Source organism: Bradyrhizobium sp. HKCCYLRH2060 (assembly GCF_051168135.1).
Taxonomy (GTDB): Bacteria; Pseudomonadota; Alphaproteobacteria; order Rhizobiales; family Xanthobacteraceae; genus Bradyrhizobium.
The window spans coordinates 89,422-104,964 of record NZ_JBNPUK010000004.1; the positions used below are offsets into that span (position 1 = coordinate 89,422).

Consider the following 15,543-nt stretch of genomic DNA (forward strand, 5'->3'; position numbering starts at 1 on the left):
CCACGGCTTTTGCCGCAGCGTAACAATGGGCTGGTGCTCCGCCAAGTAAATGCACTGCAGCAAGCCGCAGGTTGGGAAATTTTCCCGAGCGCCTCGAGGCAGATGTCTTTGGACGCTGTTCCGCCGCTCTGCTTAACTCCCTCTGCGAAGCGCCGAACGAAAAGGCGCGCATCGGGAGGTCTTGCATGAGCGTGATCAGCAGTGCCGATCGGGTGGAACCTGCGCGCGATAGCGCCGAGCGCGGGCCGCTGCTGCTCTGGATGATCTTCACCGGCCTCACGATATTCGCCGCCGTGGTGCTCGCCCGCTACGGCTATTTCCACCTGATGGTCGCCTCAGACCGCACCTACATCTCCAGCGTCATCGCCGTGCTCTACGTCGTGACCTGCTGCCATTGCTTCTGGCGCACCAGAGCGATCGCGCGCGAGGCGGATGCAGCGCGGCGCTGCCGCGCCGTGCTGATCGGGCCCGATGCGGCGCGCGCGCTCGAACCTGATGCGCAGTTGCTTCCCAAAGGGCTCGTCACCAACCACATCCGCAGCCTCGTCACCAAGGCGCAAACGCAAGGGGCAGGGCGTCTCGACCAGACCTTGCTGCTGCGGACGCTCGCCGACCGCCTGCGCGGCTCCAACGGCTTCGGCGGCTTCGCCTCGGACACGCTGATGAAGCTCGGCCTGCTCGGCACCATCATCGGCTTCATCATCATGCTGGCGCCGATTGCCGGTCTCGACATCAACGACAAGCTGGCGATGAAGTCCTCGATGGGATTGATGAGCGACGGCATGGCGGTGGCGATGTACACGACGCTCGCCGGCCTCGTCGGCTCGATCCTGGTGCGCATCCAGTACTACATGCTGGATGCGGCGACCGGGCGCGTGTTCTCGGACGCGGTCATGCTCACCGAGACGCGGGTGACACCGCGGCTCGAGCGCGCCATGGATCGCGCGCCGGAGCAGGACGCATGATGGACGATTTCGGACTCTATCCGCGCGAGGAGCAGTTCGACCCGTTCAGCGTGATGCTGTTCAAGGCGTTGCAGATCGTCGCATTCTTCTTCTTCATCGCGGTGCTCGCGATCTCGCCGGACGCCAAGGACGGCAAGGTGGACAGCAAGGCCGAGTTCCTGATCACGATGGATTGGCCGGACAACCATCCCGACGATCTCGACCTGTTCGTGCAGGACCCGGTCGGCAACATCGCCTGGTACCGGCATCGCGAGGCCGGCTTCCTCACGCTCGATCGCGACGACCGCGGCGGCGCCAACGATTTCATCCTGGTCAACGGCCTGAAGATCCCGTCGCCGATCCGCGAGGAGATCGTCACGATCAGAGGCATCGTCGCCGGCGAATACACCGTCAACATCTCGCATTTCCAGAACGTCAGCGGCGCGCCGGTCGAGGCCACGGTGAAGGTGCAGAAGCTCAATCCGACCGCGCAGGTGATCTTCGACGACAAGGTCGTGCTCGACCATTCCGGCGACGAGAAGACCGCGCTGCGCTTCAAGCTCAATGCGGAAGGCAAGGTGATCGACGTCAAGCGGCGGCCGAAATCGTTGCTGGAGACGTTCCGGAATGTCCGCGCCAACGGCGCCGACCTCGATCCCAAGACCGGCGTCAGGATGATCAGGCGATGATGAGCAATCTGCAGACCGTCATCGTCACGCTGTCCGTGTGCTATGCGCTGATCGGCGCGCTGCTCTTGCTGGTGCTGGTCTATGCAAGGCTGCCGTGGCAGGTGAAGGCGGTCGCAGTGATCGTCACCAGCGCGTTCTATGTCGGCAGCTTCGTCGGCGCCCGCGGCCTGCTCGGCTGGGCCAGCGTCGACCGGCTGCCGCGGAGCTTCAAGGTGCTGCAGGTGCGGATCGTCGATCCGCACTCCGTCGAGGGCGATCCCGGCGCGGTCTATCTGTGGGTCGAGGCGCTGGACGACGACAACCGTCCGAGCGGCGTGCCGCGCGCCTATCGCATTCCCTACAGCGACACACTTGCCGACAAGGCCCAGCACGCCGCCGACCAGATCGCGGCGGGCCATCCGCAGGGCGGCCGCGCCGCTGATTTCGGCACCGGCGACGGCGGCGTCATCGACGCCGCGCGCGAATACATCCTGCCGAAGACCATCATCGAGACCGCCGGCGGCGATCCCTCCACCGGCGAGTTCAAGGCCGCCAAGAACGCTGGCGACGGCGTCTCGTTCACGCCACTGCTGCCGCCGCGCATGCCGCCGAAGGACGAGCAGTGAACGGGGCGACGCGGAAGAACCTCCCAGCGGAGAGTCGATAACTCGCCACCGTCATCGCGAGGAGCGAAGCGACGAAGCAATCCAGGGTCCAGTTCGCAGCCCTGGATCGCTTCGCTGCGCTCGCAATGACGGCGGAAAATGACCGCGGCGCAAGCGGTGAAATTGCCAACTTTCTCCATTCAAGCTAGGCTCAGGATCGTCTAGTAATCCAGCCGAATGCGCGTTTCATTTGTTGATTGAATCTCGAGGGGGCTTCGCGATGCGTAAGCTGATGATTGCGTTTTTGGCCCTGATGTTGTGGCCGGCCGGACCGGCTCTGGCCTGGTGGGACGAGGGCCACATGCAGATCGCCTATCTGGCCTACAAGAAGCTGTCCCCGGCGACGCGGGACCGGGCCGATGCGCTGCTCAAGCTCAATCCCGACTACGCCAGCTGGGTTGCCGGCGCGCCTGTTGGACAGGAGAAGCTATACGCTTTCGTGCATGCGGCGACCTGGCCGGACGACATCAAGATGAAGCCGGACTATTACGACGATCAGGTCACGGATTCGACGGCGAAGCAGCTGGTGCCGTACGGCCACCTCAAGCATCAGTACTGGCACTACAAGGACGCGCTGTTCTCGGCCGACGACACGCCGCTGCCGCGCCCTGATGCTGTGGATGCGGTGTCGCAGCTCAAGCTGATGATCGCCAAGTTGCCGGCGAACACCGACGCCTCGGAGCCGCTGCGTTCGTACAGCCTCAGCTGGAGCATCCACCTCGTCGGCGATCTGCACCAGCCGCTGCACGCCATCGCCCGCTATTCGTCCGCGCTTCCCGACAAAGGCGGCGACCGCGGCGGCAATGAGGAGCAGGTGATCGCCGCCAACGGCGAGACGCAGAATCTGCACGCCTATTGGGACGGCATCTTCGGCGGCTATTCGACCGTGTTCGGCGCGATCGTCGACGCCGACCAGCGCGGAGGCCTGTCGACCGTCACGCCCGACGCCGGCAAGGCGCAGATCATCGACCCCGCGGTGTGGGCGCAAGAGAGCTTCGATCTCGCCAAGACGGTGGCCTATGCCGCTCCCGTTCGCACGGACAAGCAGCCGGTCGAATTGACCCGCGAGTACGAGACCAACGCCCGCGACCTTGCCCGCAAGCAGGCCGCGCTCGCCGCTGCGCGGCTCGCCAACCTTCTCGAGGTGGTGTTGCGGTAGAGCCGCCTGCGCCTCACGGCGCCCGCGTCGGACGAACGACGATCTCGTTGACGTCGACATCGTCGGGTTGCTGGATGGCATAGCGCACGGCGCGGCCGATCGCGTCCGGCTGCAGGGCAATCGCGCGGTAGCTGCGCATCATCTCGGCTGCGGTCTCGTCCGTGATGGTGCTGGCGAGTTCGCTCTCGACCACGCCCGGATGGATGCAGGTGACGCGCAGCTTGTCATTTTCCTGCCGGAGCCCGTCCGAGATCGCCCGCACGGCGTGCTTGGTCGCGCAGTAGACGGCGGCGGTCGGCACCACCTGCAGAGCGCCGATCGAGGCGATGTTGATGATGTGTCCGGAGCCGCGGGCCAGCATGCCGGGCAACACCGCCGCGATGCCGTTCAGCACGCCCTTGATGTTGACGTCGACCATGCGATCCCACTCGCCGACCTTCAGTGAGGCCATCGGCGAGAGCGGCATGATGCCGGCATTGTTGATCATGACGTCCACGTGCCCCCACAATGCGCGCGCAGCCTCGGTAAAGGCCGCGACATCGGCGCGCTTGGTCACATCCAGCGCCCGAACCTCGGCGGTTTGGCCGGCCGCGCGCAGCTCGGCGGCCAGCGCCTCCAGGCGATCCAGGCGGCGCGCGCCCAGCAGCAGCCGCGCGCCCGTGGCGGCCAGCTCGCGTGCGATCCCAGCGCCAATGCCGCTCGAAGCCCCGGTAATCAGGATGACCTTGTCCATGTTCAACTCCCGTCGGTTGGTGACGGACGGAAGCTAGTTTGCCGGCATTGTCACGACAATTTGCCCAATAATTGTCTCGGTGGTAAGCGTGTCTAACCAATGCGGATCGACAAGAACATGATCGAGCTGTTCGTGGCGGTCGCCGATGCCGGCAGCTTCCGCCTTGCCGCGGACCGTCTGGGCGTGACGCGGTCTGCCGTCAGCCAGGCCATGGGCAGGCTGGAAGACCATCTCGGGATTTCCCTGGTCAGCCGGACGACCCGCAGCTTCAGCCTGACCGAGGCGGGACGCCGTTTCTATGCGGACGTCGCGCCGGCGATCGGCGCGCTGAATGCCGCCGCCGAGCAGATCGGCGACAAGGCCGGGCCGCCGTCCGGCCTGCTGAGGCTGGCCGTGTCCTCCATCGCCGAACGCTTCCTCTCCGGGCCCTTGCTGGCCTCGTTCATGCAAACCTATCCCGCGATCGAACTGGACATCACCATCACCGACGACACCTTCGACATCGTCGCCGAGCACTACGACGCGGGGGTGCGCCTCGGAGAAGTCATCGCGCAGGACATGATCGCTGTCCCGGTGTCCGGAGATCAGAGGCAGCTGGCCTTCGCCGCACCGAGCTATCTGGAAGAACACAGCGCGCCGGCGCACCCGCGCGACCTGATTCATCATGCCTGCATCGGCTGGCGGCCCGCGCCGCTGGTCGCGCCCTATCGCTGGGAGTTCACCGAAGCGGGCAGGGACTTCAATGTCGAGGTGAAGCCCAGCCTGACGACCAACGACATGTCGTTGATGATCCGCACCGCATGCGCGGGCGGCGGCATCACCTTCGGCATGGAGGAGACGTTCCAGCCCTACGTCGCGCGTGGCGAACTGGTGCCGCTGCTCGAAAGCTTTTCCGCGCCGTTTGCCGGATTCTACCTGTACTTTCCAAGGCGCCGGAACTTGGCGCCCAAGCTCCGCGCGCTCATCGACCATGCGAGGCGGGGACTATGACAGCAGCGAGGTCTTCATCATCGTGTAGCCCGGAAGAGCGAAAGCGATATCCGGGTTCACCGACAGAGCGCGTGAGACACTCGACTGCCGCTTCCGGCGTGGGCACACGGACTACGACTCCTCCTCCTCAAAGAGGTCAGGTTCGCCAATCCAATTGATGACGATCTGCTTGGCAACCTGCTTGTGTCCCCAAGGAGATGTCAGCCCGACATCATAAATATGCAGGTGATTTCTGTTTTGCGTCTTAAGTCTAGTCAATTGATCTATCAACACATCGACGCCGTCGGTATCGACCATCAGATCGACACCACCAAGTACTTCGTTCCAAACAGCGATAATCATCGGTTATTCCGGAGCGTGAGACGCGGGAACGGATTTCGCCGTGTAGCAAGCGCCATCCAAGAAATCTATTTCATTTTTTCAGAAATCATGCTATACGCTATCATCCCGTCCCGAGCAGAGGGGCGTAGCGCGCGATCGTCACGACACGTGGGGCGGGGAAGCGATGGACGCTGGGCTAGCGTGAGACGAGCGCTTGGCCTGCGGACGTGAAGTCGTGTCGTCCTGGCCTCCCGGTGCCGAGGTCAAGCTGACGCCAGCGCTCGCGCGCTGCGTCAATGACGGGGTCAACAAGCCGGTCCCCGGGGAGATCACGATATAAGCGTTAAAACCGTCGCGCGGGGAATGCCGGATGTTCGGCTGAACCTGTGGTGACTGCCGCCTGCTTTTTTTCTGCAGGCGGGCCATGGGTGAGGCCTTCACCCGGCATTCCCCGCGCCCTCTCGCTCGTTCGATGGGGCACAGCGATCGCACAGCTCGGGCGAGGTCCGCCGCGAGAACGCGACGTCGTGACGCCGATGGATCGGCCGCGCCGAAAAACTCCTAGCTCCGATCCGCCTGGTTTGATGTTGCTCAAATTCCGTGCGAAGCCCACTTGTACGGTGGAACCGGGAGGACACGGGTGCTGCTGGCGATTTTCACCGATATCCATGCCAATCGGCAGGCCTTTGCGGCGTGCATGGAGGCGGCGCGTGCGCGTGGCGCGGATCGTCTCATCTGCCTCGGCGACATCGTCGGCTATGGCGCCGATCCGGAATGGTCGGTCGACACGGTCATGGAGATCGTCGCCGAGGGCGGGCTGGCGGTGCGCGGCAACCACGACAATGCCGTCTCGGTCGCGAGCGAGACCATGAATGCCGAGGCGCAGGCAGCCATGGAATGGACGCGCGGCCGGCTCAGCGCCGAGCAGCGCCGCTTTCTCGCCGAGCTGCCGATGAGCATCGGTGACGACGACCGGTTGTTCGTGCATGCGGAGGCGTCCAGCCCACTGCGCTGGCGCTATGTGCAGTCGTCGGCCGACGCCGCGCGCAGCATGATCGCCACCGAGGCCCAGGTCACGTTCTGCGGCCACATCCACCGTCCGGCGCTGTACTCGATGTCCGCCACAGCCAAGATGACGAGCTTCACCCCGACCGCCAACATGCCCATTCAGCTGTTGCGCGGCCGGCAATGGCTGGCCGTGGTCGGCTCGGTCGGCCAGCCGCGCGACGGTGATCCGGCCGCGTCGTTCGTGACCTTCGACACCAAGACCCGCGAGCTGACCTATTGCCGCGTGCCCTATGACGTCGAGGCGGCGGCGCAGCGCATTCGCGACAACGGCCTGCCGCTTTGGCTGGCGCAGCGGCTCTCGATGGGGCGCTAGAGCATGACGAAATCAAAGCTCAAGCCGGGCGTCGTGATCGACGGCTTCACGGTCGGCGAGTGCGTGCATTCCGGCGGCATGGCGACGTTGTGGAGCGTCACTCATCCGGACATCGACCGGCCCATCCTGATGAAGGTGCCGCGCGTCTCCGAGGGCGAGGATCCCGCGGCGATCGTCAGCTTCGAGATGGAGCAGATGATCCTGCCGAAACTGTCCGGGCCGCATGTGCCGGCCTGTTTCGGCACCGGCGATTTCGCCACCCAGGCCTATGTCGTGATCGAGCAGATTCCGGGCGAGACGCTGTACAAGCGGCTGCCCGAGCTGCCGCTGGCTTACGAGGAGGCGCGGGTGCTGGTCGCGAAGATCGCGACCGCGCTCGCCGATATTCACCGGCAGCACGTCATCCATCACGACATCAAGCCCTCCAGCATCATGTTCCGGCCGTCGGGGGAGGCGGTGCTGATCGACTACGGCCTGTCCTGCCACAAGCACTTGCCGGATCTCTTGCAGGAGGAGTTCCGCCTGCCTTACGGCACGGCGCCCTACATGGCGCCCGAGCGCATGATGGGCACGCGCAGCGATCCGCGCAGCGACATCTTTTCGCTCGGCGTGCTGCTCTACTTCTTCACCACCGGCGTGCGGCCGTTCGGCGAGACCGAGACGCTGCGGGGCATGCGCCGGCGTCTCTGGCGCGATCCCTATCCGCCGCGGCAATTGAAGCCGGACTATCCACCGTGGCTGCAGGAGATCGTGCTGCGCTGCCTGGAGATCGAGCCGGTCTGGCGCTACCCGACCGCGGCGCAGCTTGCCTTCGATCTCGGCCATCCCGACCAGGTCAAGCTCACGGCGCGCGCGGAGAAGGTCAAGCGCGATCCGATCACGACCGTGTGGCGGCGCCGCTTCAACCGCGGCCTGGTGCAGCCGGAACAGAAAGCATCCGATGTCGCGGTGCAGATCGCCTCCAGTCCGATCGTGGCGGTCGCGATCGACACCGCGGAAGGCGGCGAGGAGCTCAACGGCGCGCTGCGGCTCACCGCGCAGCGCATCCTCGCGACCTTGCCTGCGGCGCGGCTCGCCTGCGTCAACGTGCTGAAGCTCGGGCGCCTCACCATCGACCGCACCCTGGACGAGGAGGGCAACAACAAGCACATCGATCGCATGGTCGCGCTGAAGCACTGGGCGACGCCGCTCAAGCTCGACGCCAGCCGGCTGACGGTGCATGTGCTGGAGGCCGTCGATCCGGCCGCCACCATCATCGAGTTCGCCGAGGCCAACCAGGTCGACCACATCATCATCGGCGCCCGTCGCGATTCGGTGCTGCGTTCGCTGCTCGGCAGCGTCTCGGCGAAGGTCGCGGCGGAGGCGGGCTGCACTGTCACCGTCGTCCGCACACGCCACGCCGCGCGAGAGGCGGATGATGAGGATGACGACGCGCCGGGCAAGGCCCTATCGGGGACGTGAGACGTTAGAGTTGAGATCGCGCGTCCTACGAGGTCCGGCGTTGCCAGAGCATTCGCGGGTCCGCGCCCCTCACCGGAAGGGCCGCAGCTTCATGTGGCGGTTGGCGTCCTTGTAGAGCAGATAGCGGAAGCGGCCCGGTCCGCCGGCGTAGCAGGCCTGCGGGCAGAAGGCGCGCAGCCACATGAAATCGCCGGCCTCGACCTCCACCCAGTCGCGGTTGAGCTTGTAGACCGCCTTGCCCTCGAGCACATAGAGCCCGTGCTCCATCACATGCGTCTCCAGGAACGGGATCACGGCGCCCGGCTCGAAGGTGACGATGTTGACGTGCATGTCGTGGCGGACGTCGAGCGGATCGACGAAGCGGGTGGTGGCCCAGCGGCCGTCCGTGCCGGGCATCCCGACGGGCGCGATCGTCGCCTCGTTGGTGACGAAGGCCTCGGGCGCGAGGATGCCGGGGACGGCCTCATAGGCCTTGCGGATCCAGTGGAAGGTCGCGGGCGCCGCGCTGGCGTTCTTCAGCGTCCACTTGCAGGAGGGTGGCAGGAAGGCGTAGCCGCCCTTGCCCAAGCGATGCTCGGTGCCGGCGATGGTCAGCGCGATTTCGCCCCCGACGACGAACAGCACGCCTTCGGCCTCGGGATCAGGCTCCGGCTGGGTGCTGCCGCCGCCGGGCGACACCTCGACGATGTATTGCGAGAACGTCTCCGAGAAGCCGGAGAGGGGACGCGCGATCACCCAGGTCCGGGTCTTGTCCCAGAACGGCAGCGCCGAGGTGACGATGTCGCGCATCACGCCCTTCGGGATCACGGCGTAGGCCTCGGTGAACACGGCGCGTCCGGTGAGAAGATCGGTCTGCGGCGGGTGACCGCCCTGCGGCACGAAGTAGTTGGGCTTGTCCATCGTCGTCTCTCCTGCGCGGATCGGCACGCCCGCGCGCGATCATTCAGGGGATGCTCAGGAACAGCGGCTGGTCGAGCCACAGCTCCTCGAGGTTGTCGGGACTCATGCGGTCGACCACCATGAAGCGCGAGGCCTCGTCGAACACCAGCAGCGGATGATGCCAGACGTTGCGCGCGTAGTTCACGCCCTGGCGTCCGCTGGCGGCGAAGGCGCGGTAGCTCGCGGGATCCCACGGATCGGCGCAGACCAGCACCAGCCAGGGCCGGTCCTGCAGTGGCATGAACAACTGGGTGCCGAGCGGATGCCGCTCCATCAGCCTGATCTCGATCGGGAGCGGCCGCGGCTTGGCCTCGAACAGGCTGATATTGACGTCGACGCCGCCCGAGGTGACGTCGATGGCGGCGAGGCCGTTGCAGCGGCGGGCAAAGCCCTGGTTGATGTCGATGGGCTGGGCGCCATCGGTCTCGACGACGTCGCCGAAGGCGGCGAACGCGGCTTTCGCCAGCGGCTGCGGCGTGAGCGTGTGCATCCCGCCTCGCGTGCCTCAGATCGCTTCGCCGCGCGCCAACGTGGCGGCGCTGCGGATCGCGGCGATGTTGCTGCGATAGGCCTCCTCCGTGCCGCCCTTGAACACGGCGGAGCCTGCGACAAAGGCGTTGGCGCCGGCCGCGGCGAGCGCGCCGGCATTGTCGCGGCCGACGCCGCCATCGACCTCGATATCGATCGGCCGGCCGGCGGTCATCGCCCGCAGATCCTGGATCTTGCCGATCGCCGAGGGAATGAAGGCCTGGCCGCCGAAGCCGGGATTGACCGACATGATCAGCACGAGGTCGACGAGGTCGAGCACGTATTCGATGACGTTGAGCGGCGTCGACGGGTTGAGCGAGACGCCGGCCTTCTTGCCGAGCGCGCGGATCGCCTGCAGCGAGCGATGCAGATGCGGGCCGGCCTCGGCATGGACCGTGATGTGGTCGCAGCCGGCCTTGGCAAAGGCTTCGAGATAGGGATCGCAGGGCGTGATCATCAGATGCGCGTCGAAGATCTTGGTGGTGTGCGGGCGCAGCGCCTTGATGACGTCAGGGCCGTAGGAAATGTTCGGCACGAAATGGCCGTCCATGACGTCGAGATGGATCCAGTCGGCCCCGGCGGCATCGACGGCGCGAACCTCCTCGCCGAGCTTGGAGAAATCCGACGCCAGGATCGAAGGCGCGATGACGAGCGGACGCGGCGTGAAGGGCTGGGTCATGGACGGCTGTTCCAGTGCGATCGGGATTGTCGCCGTATCATGCAGGGGCCAGTCCGGCAACGCGAGCAGGAAAAATCTGCCGGGCGCGGCATGAAGTGCCGGGTTGGGGCATCCGCAACATCGCGAAATGTCCGGACATATCAGCGGTTTGGCGATGGCATGGCGATTGCGAGGAGAGCGGACGTTCGCATGTCGCCGCCGTTCGCTGCGGCCTTCTCGGAGTTTCACCATGTGGTTTGCACTGGGGGCCGCGGCGTCGGTCCTGGATGGACTGCAGTCGCTGGGATCCACCAAGTCTGGTTCCGGCAAATCGGGCAATGCTGGCGGCGGGCTGTTCAGCCTCAGCGGCGGCAACGCGGGCAGTTCCGGCAATTTCGCCCCGTGGTCGAGCTCCGGCAGCAGCAGCTCGGGGCAGATCGCGCCGGAGACGATGAACGCGCTGCTGGCGGCGCAGAGCCAGTCGGGATCGTCGACATCGGCGAGTTCTTCGACCAACCCGCTGCAGGACCTGTTCTCGCAGATCGACGGCGACGGCGACGGGCAGATCACGAAGTCGGAATTCGAGACTGCGCTCGGGGCCGGCGGCACCAACCTTGCGAATGCCGACAAGGTGTTCGGCAAGCTCGACAGCAACGGCGACGGCAGTGTCAGCATGGACGAGCTGACATCGGCGCTGAAGGGCGCGGGCAGCGGTCGTGGCCATCATCGTCATCAGGCCGGCTCTGGCGGGTCGGGCAGCAGCGGCAATTCGTCGGGAGCAGGAGCGGATGCGCTGATGCAGGCGCTGTCGGGCGCCTCGAGCTCCTCGTCCACCAACAGCGACGGGTCGACCACCACCACGATCACCTACGCGGATGGCTCGAAGGTGACGCTGACGACACCGGCGGCCACCACCGCCTCCAGCGCTGCGACCTCGTCCTACAACATGATCGAGAAGCTGATCCAGCGACAGTCCAACATGCTGTCGGCCTCCACGTCTTCAACGACCGCGGTCAGCGCGTAAGCTCAGCTGCCGAAGCGCCCTTGCCAGGACGGCAGCGCGCCGGCGAAGGGCAGCGGCCTCGCGTGATAGACGCCGCGGGCGATCGCGCGCGCCAGCACATTGGCCGCGACCATGCCGAGCTCGCTCAGCTCGACCAGCGGCTCGATCGGCCTGGCGCAGGTCGCCGCGGCGAACACGATGTCGCCGTCGAGCGGCAGATGCACCGGATAGATCGCACGCGCCATGCCGGTCTGCGCCATCATCGCGAGCCGCTTGGCCTGCGCCTTGGTCAGGACGGCGTCGGTCACGACGAGGCTGATCGTGGTGTTCTCGGAGGCCGACGCCGCCGGGCCGCCCTTGATGCGCATCGCCAGCATGTCCGGCGTGAAGGCGGCCGGCAGGCCGCGGCCGCCGAACTCGCCGTCGACCTCGTACGGCGCTGCCCAGAACCACGGACCGTCGCCGACCGTGACGCTGCCGACCGCATTCACGACCGCGACGGCCGCGACCTTGATGCCGCCTGTCGTCGTCGCTGACGCCGAGCCAAGTCCGCCCTGCAGGTTGGCGGTGGTGGCGCCGAGCCCGGCACCGACGCTGCCGAGCGCGAAGGTCGTGTTGGCCGCCGCTGCGGCTGCGTAGCCGAGCTCGCGATAGGGCGCGTAGCGACCCCAGGCCTTGTTGCCGCCGTTCAAGAGGTCGAACATGATCGCACCGGGGACGATCGGGATCAGCGCGTCGCGCACGGCAAAGCCGCGCCCCTGTTCCGCCAGCCAGGCCTGGATGCCGCTCGCGGCCTCCAGCCCGAACGCCGAGCCGCCCGACAGGGCAATGGCGTCGACCCGTTCCACGGTATTCGCAGGATCGAGCAGAGCGTCCTCGCGCACCCCAGGCCCGCCGCCGCGGATGTCGATCGCGGCGACCGCCGGCTGATCGAACAGGATCGCGGTGACGCCGGATGCGAGCGCCGCGTCATCGGCGTGTCCCACGCGCACGCCAGGGATGTCGGTGAGGAGGTTCTGCACGGTCGCCCTCGCTGCAGGTGATGATGCCGGATGGATAGCGCGGCCGACGCGGCGGCTCAATGCAACAGCGCGCTGCTTCATCGCTCCAGCGCGATGCGGATCATGCGTGCGAGCTCGGGCTTGCGGTAGGGCTTGGGCAGCAGCAGCACGCCGGCGTCGAGGCGGCCGTGATGCACGATCGCATTCTCGGTATAGCCCGAGGTGAACAGCGTCCGCAGCGACGGCCGCCGCGCGCGGGCGGCATCGGCGAGCTGTCGGCCGTTCATGGCGCCGGGCATGATGACGTCGGTGAACAGCAGGTCGATCTCCGGATGGCGCTCCAGCACGTCGAGCGCCTCGGCGGCATTGGCTGCGGCCAGGGTGGTGTAGCCGAGGCTGCCGACCTGGGCGATCACGTGCTGGCGTACCAGCGGATCGTCCTCCACGATCAGGATCGTCTCGTTGCCGCCGCGCGCGTCCCGCGCCTGCAGGCCCGCGCTGGCGGCTGGAGCGGACGCCGAGTGCGGCAGATACAGCTTGATCGAGGTGCCGTGGCCGACCTCGCTATAGATCTTGATATGGCCGCCCGACTGCTTGACGAAGCCGAACACCATGCTGAGGCCGAGGCCCGTGCCCTTGCCGGTGCCCTTGGTCGAGAAGAACGGATCGAACACCTTATCGAGATAGGCGGGCGGGATGCCGCAGCCGGTATCGCTGACGGCGATCATCACGTAATCGCCGACGGCAACCTCGCTATGGGCGTCGGCATAGTCCTGGTCGAGCGTGACGTTGGCCGTTTCCAGCGTCAGCTTTCCGCCCTGCGGCATCGCATCGCGTGCATTGAGCGCGAGGTTGACGATCGCGGTGGCGAGCTGGTTCGGATCGGCCAGTGCGGTACATGGATCGGAGCTGAGCGTGCGCTCGATTTCGATCTGCGCGCCGAGCGTCGGCTGCAGCAAGGCTGCGGTCTCGTTCAACAGCGCGTTGACGTCGATATCCGTCGGCTGCAGCGGCTGCTTGCGGGCGAAGGCCAGCAACTGCCGCGTGAGCTGCGCGCCGCGGTCGGCGGAGTCGTCGATCAGCTTGGCGACGGAGGCGAGCTCCGGCCGGTCGGACACGGCGTCGGCAAGAATGCCGATGCTGCCGGTGATGACGGTGAGGATGTTGTTGAAGTCGTGGGCGACGCCGCCGGTGAGCTGCCCGACCGCCTCCATCTTCTGCGCCTGGCGGAATTGCGCCTCGGCGGCGCGCTTCTCGGTGAGGTCGCGGCCGACGAAGAAGTGGCGCTGCACCGGGTCCGACCAGCTCGCCATCCAGTTCAGGACGACGCCGCGGCCTTCCTTGTGCAGGAGCTGCGCCTCGAAATTGTGGACGTCGCGGCCGCGGCGGCAGGCGCGCATCTGGCTACGGACCGCCTCGAGCTCGGGCGGAAAGACGAAGTCGCTGGCATTGCGGCCGACCATCTCCTCCGGCCGGTAGCCGAGCACGTCCACCGCGCTCGGGCTGACCTGCATCAATTGTCCGTAGGAGTTGGCCACCAGGATCAGGTCCTGCGAGGTCTCGAAGATGCGGCGGCGCTCCTCGGTCTCACGGGTCAGGGCGGTTCGGGTGCGCTTGCTCTCGGTGATGTCGCGCGCGACCTTGGAGGCGCCGACGACCGCGCCACGCGCGTCGAGAATCGGGGACACGCCGAGCGACACTTCGATCTCGTGGCCGTCCTTGTGGCGGCGGATCGTCTCGTGATGCTCGATGTTCTCGCCGTCCCCGATCCGGCTCAGGATGCGATCGACCTCACTGCGTCGTTCCGCGGGCACGATCAGGCCGATGTCGTGGCCGAGCGCCTCGTCTGCGCGATATCCGAACAGGTGTTCGGCAGCGCGGTTCCATGATGTGATCTTGCCCTGCAGCGTCAGCGTGATGATGGCGTCGCTGGAGGATTCCACCACGGCGCTGAACAGCCGCTCGCGCGCGATGAAGCGTGCCCGCTCGCTCTCGCTCTCGCGGCGCTGCCGTTGCAACAGCCGCGTGAGTCTTGCCTGCAGACTGACATTGTCCGCGAGCAGGACGCCGAGCACGAAGCTCGCTGCCAGCAGGCCGTAGATGCGCCCTGCGTAGTAGCCGAGGTCGAATCGGGCGGCGTTGAGCAGCGAGGAGAGCGAGAGATCGAACAGCCAGGCGCACAGCACCACCATGACCCAGAGGTCGAGAATGCTGTGCGGCCGGCGCAGCGCCAGCACGAGCAGGGCAGCCGACGTCACGCACCAGATGGCGCCGACCACGATCTTCAATGCCGGCGTGGCAGCGTCGGCGCGGACGAGCGCGGGCAGCGCTGCATCATGGGCGATCACCGCCCAGGTCAGTGCCGCAAGCGCGATCGCCACGCCGAGAATGGCGACCGACAGCGACAGCGCGACGGATCTGACGGGTGTCGGATGGACACGGTCGTGCAGCGCATAGGCGAGAACGAACAGCGGGAACGCGCCGTGCCAGATCATGTAGATCCACACCGCGGTCTGCGGCCCTGCGTCGAGCAGGCCGCTGTGAGAATACAGCCCCGGAAACACCAGCGTATGCAGCAGCGACGCCGGCGCGGTGAACAGGTAACCGGAGGCCAGCCACAGCAGCGGTCGGGAGCGCAGCAGCACGAACTGGGAGAACAGCAGGAACGCAGTGATGAGATCGTTCAGCGCCAACGCCGATTGGTAGCTCGCGACGAACGCAGGCACTGCCGGCAACTGCACCTTTGCAAAGGGAGCGGCAGCGGCAAACAGCAGGGTCGAGATCGCAATCGCAGCCAATGCTGCGATCTGGTCTCGGCGCGTCGCGGTGGACGTCGACAGAAGGACTTCGCGATGATCCTCGATGCTCTGCATCTCCAGGAATCCTGCGCAACAGAGCCAACGTGCAAAACGCGGCGGCCACCACTTGTGCGCGATAAAAATCAATGTTCTAATGAAGGTTGTATGGTACCAGATCGAGACGTTCTGTAGAATGAGTCGATAGTAGAAGTAACTGCACCTTTACCGCTAATGAGATAAATATACCGGTAGTTGTGCTCGATTTCCTTCGATGTTGTAGGCTGTCCAACGGAA

The 15,543-nt window shown here is 66.1% G+C and carries 15 protein-coding genes; 8 read left to right on the forward strand and 7 right to left on the reverse strand.

The annotated features are described in order from the left end of the window. Positions 1-185 precede the first annotated feature (185 nt). From ACQR10_RS11200 to ACQR10_RS11215, 4 genes are all read left to right on the forward strand, one after another. Positions 186-965: a MotA/TolQ/ExbB proton channel family protein gene (locus ACQR10_RS11200; RefSeq protein WP_316183105.1), complete on the forward strand. Its 780-nt coding sequence runs from the start codon at positions 186-188 to the stop codon at positions 963-965. Further along, positions 962-1,633 carry a hypothetical protein gene (locus ACQR10_RS11205; RefSeq protein ID WP_316215947.1) on the forward strand — a complete coding sequence of 224 codons (672 nt, stop codon included), beginning with the start codon at positions 962-964 and terminating at the stop codon, positions 1,631-1,633. Before ACQR10_RS11200 ends, ACQR10_RS11205 begins: the two co-directional genes overlap by 4 nt. After that, positions 1,630-2,238, forward strand: a complete 609-nt coding sequence (locus tag ACQR10_RS11210) for a hypothetical protein (RefSeq protein ID WP_316183107.1) — start codon at positions 1,630-1,632, stop codon at positions 2,236-2,238. Before ACQR10_RS11205 ends, ACQR10_RS11210 begins: the two co-directional genes overlap by 4 nt. Before the next feature lie 259 nt (positions 2,239-2,497). Then, complete coding sequence (locus ACQR10_RS11215) at positions 2,498-3,436, forward strand: S1/P1 nuclease (protein WP_316215948.1); 939 nt, start codon at positions 2,498-2,500, stop codon at positions 3,434-3,436. Positions 3,437-3,449: 13 nt separating this feature from the next. Here the strand turns inward: ACQR10_RS11215 and ACQR10_RS11220 are convergent, their stop codons facing one another. Beyond that, entirely contained in the window at positions 3,450-4,169 is a 720-nt protein-coding gene (locus ACQR10_RS11220) for an SDR family oxidoreductase (protein WP_410051403.1), read from the reverse strand. A 99-nt stretch (positions 4,170-4,268) separates the two neighbouring features. Here ACQR10_RS11220 and ACQR10_RS11225 point away from each other — a divergent pair, with 99 nt between their 5' ends. Beyond that, positions 4,269-5,159, forward strand: a complete 891-nt coding sequence (locus ACQR10_RS11225; RefSeq protein WP_316176878.1) for a LysR family transcriptional regulator — start codon at positions 4,269-4,271, stop codon at positions 5,157-5,159. Positions 5,160-5,270: 111 nt separating this feature from the next. On the opposite strand, the gene ACQR10_RS11230 is transcribed toward ACQR10_RS11225, so the two are convergent. After that, the gene (locus ACQR10_RS11230; protein WP_315801156.1) at positions 5,271-5,501 is read right to left on the reverse strand and encodes a hypothetical protein; all 231 of its coding nucleotides are present in this window, start codon (positions 5,499-5,501) and stop codon (positions 5,271-5,273) included. A 619-nt stretch (positions 5,502-6,120) separates the two neighbouring features. On the opposite strand from ACQR10_RS11230, the gene ACQR10_RS11235 reads away from it, so the two are divergent. Beyond that, positions 6,121-6,861: a metallophosphoesterase family protein gene (locus ACQR10_RS11235; protein ID WP_316215949.1), complete on the forward strand. Its 741-nt coding sequence runs from the start codon at positions 6,121-6,123 to the stop codon at positions 6,859-6,861. A 3-nt stretch (positions 6,862-6,864) separates the two neighbouring features. After that, positions 6,865-8,322 (forward strand): bifunctional serine/threonine-protein kinase/universal stress protein, encoded by a 1,458-nt coding sequence (locus ACQR10_RS11240; RefSeq protein ID WP_316215950.1) that lies wholly within the window; start codon positions 6,865-6,867, stop codon positions 8,320-8,322. Positions 8,323-8,391: 69 nt separating this feature from the next. Here ACQR10_RS11240 and ACQR10_RS11245 read toward each other — a convergent pair whose 3' ends face one another. From ACQR10_RS11245 to rpe, 3 genes are read right to left on the reverse strand one after another with little or no spacing between them, the layout of a single operon-like run. Beyond that, on the reverse strand, positions 8,392-9,222 hold the full coding sequence (locus ACQR10_RS11245) for a bifunctional allantoicase/(S)-ureidoglycine aminohydrolase (RefSeq protein WP_315801153.1): 831 nt from the start codon (positions 9,220-9,222) through the stop codon (positions 8,392-8,394). 43 nt (positions 9,223-9,265) lie between these two features. Continuing rightward, positions 9,266-9,751 (reverse strand): ureidoglycolate lyase, encoded by a 486-nt coding sequence (locus ACQR10_RS11250; RefSeq protein ID WP_316215951.1) that lies wholly within the window; start codon positions 9,749-9,751, stop codon positions 9,266-9,268. A 15-nt stretch (positions 9,752-9,766) separates the two neighbouring features. Continuing rightward, complete coding sequence (gene rpe, locus ACQR10_RS11255) at positions 9,767-10,468, reverse strand: ribulose-phosphate 3-epimerase (protein WP_315801151.1); 702 nt, start codon at positions 10,466-10,468, stop codon at positions 9,767-9,769. A 229-nt stretch (positions 10,469-10,697) separates the two neighbouring features. On the opposite strand from rpe, the gene ACQR10_RS11260 reads away from it, so the two are divergent. Further along, entirely contained in the window at positions 10,698-11,471 is a 774-nt protein-coding gene (locus ACQR10_RS11260) for an EF-hand domain-containing protein (RefSeq protein ID WP_316215952.1), read from the forward strand. 2 nt (positions 11,472-11,473) lie between these two features. Here the strand turns inward: ACQR10_RS11260 and ACQR10_RS11265 are convergent, their stop codons facing one another. Continuing rightward, the gene (locus ACQR10_RS11265; protein WP_316176890.1) at positions 11,474-12,472 is read right to left on the reverse strand and encodes a P1 family peptidase; all 999 of its coding nucleotides are present in this window, start codon (positions 12,470-12,472) and stop codon (positions 11,474-11,476) included. A gap of 77 nt (positions 12,473-12,549) precedes the next feature. Next, positions 12,550-15,324, reverse strand: a complete 2,775-nt coding sequence (locus ACQR10_RS11270; RefSeq protein WP_316215953.1) for a PAS domain S-box protein — start codon at positions 15,322-15,324, stop codon at positions 12,550-12,552. Between the last annotated feature and the right edge of the window lie 219 nt (positions 15,325-15,543).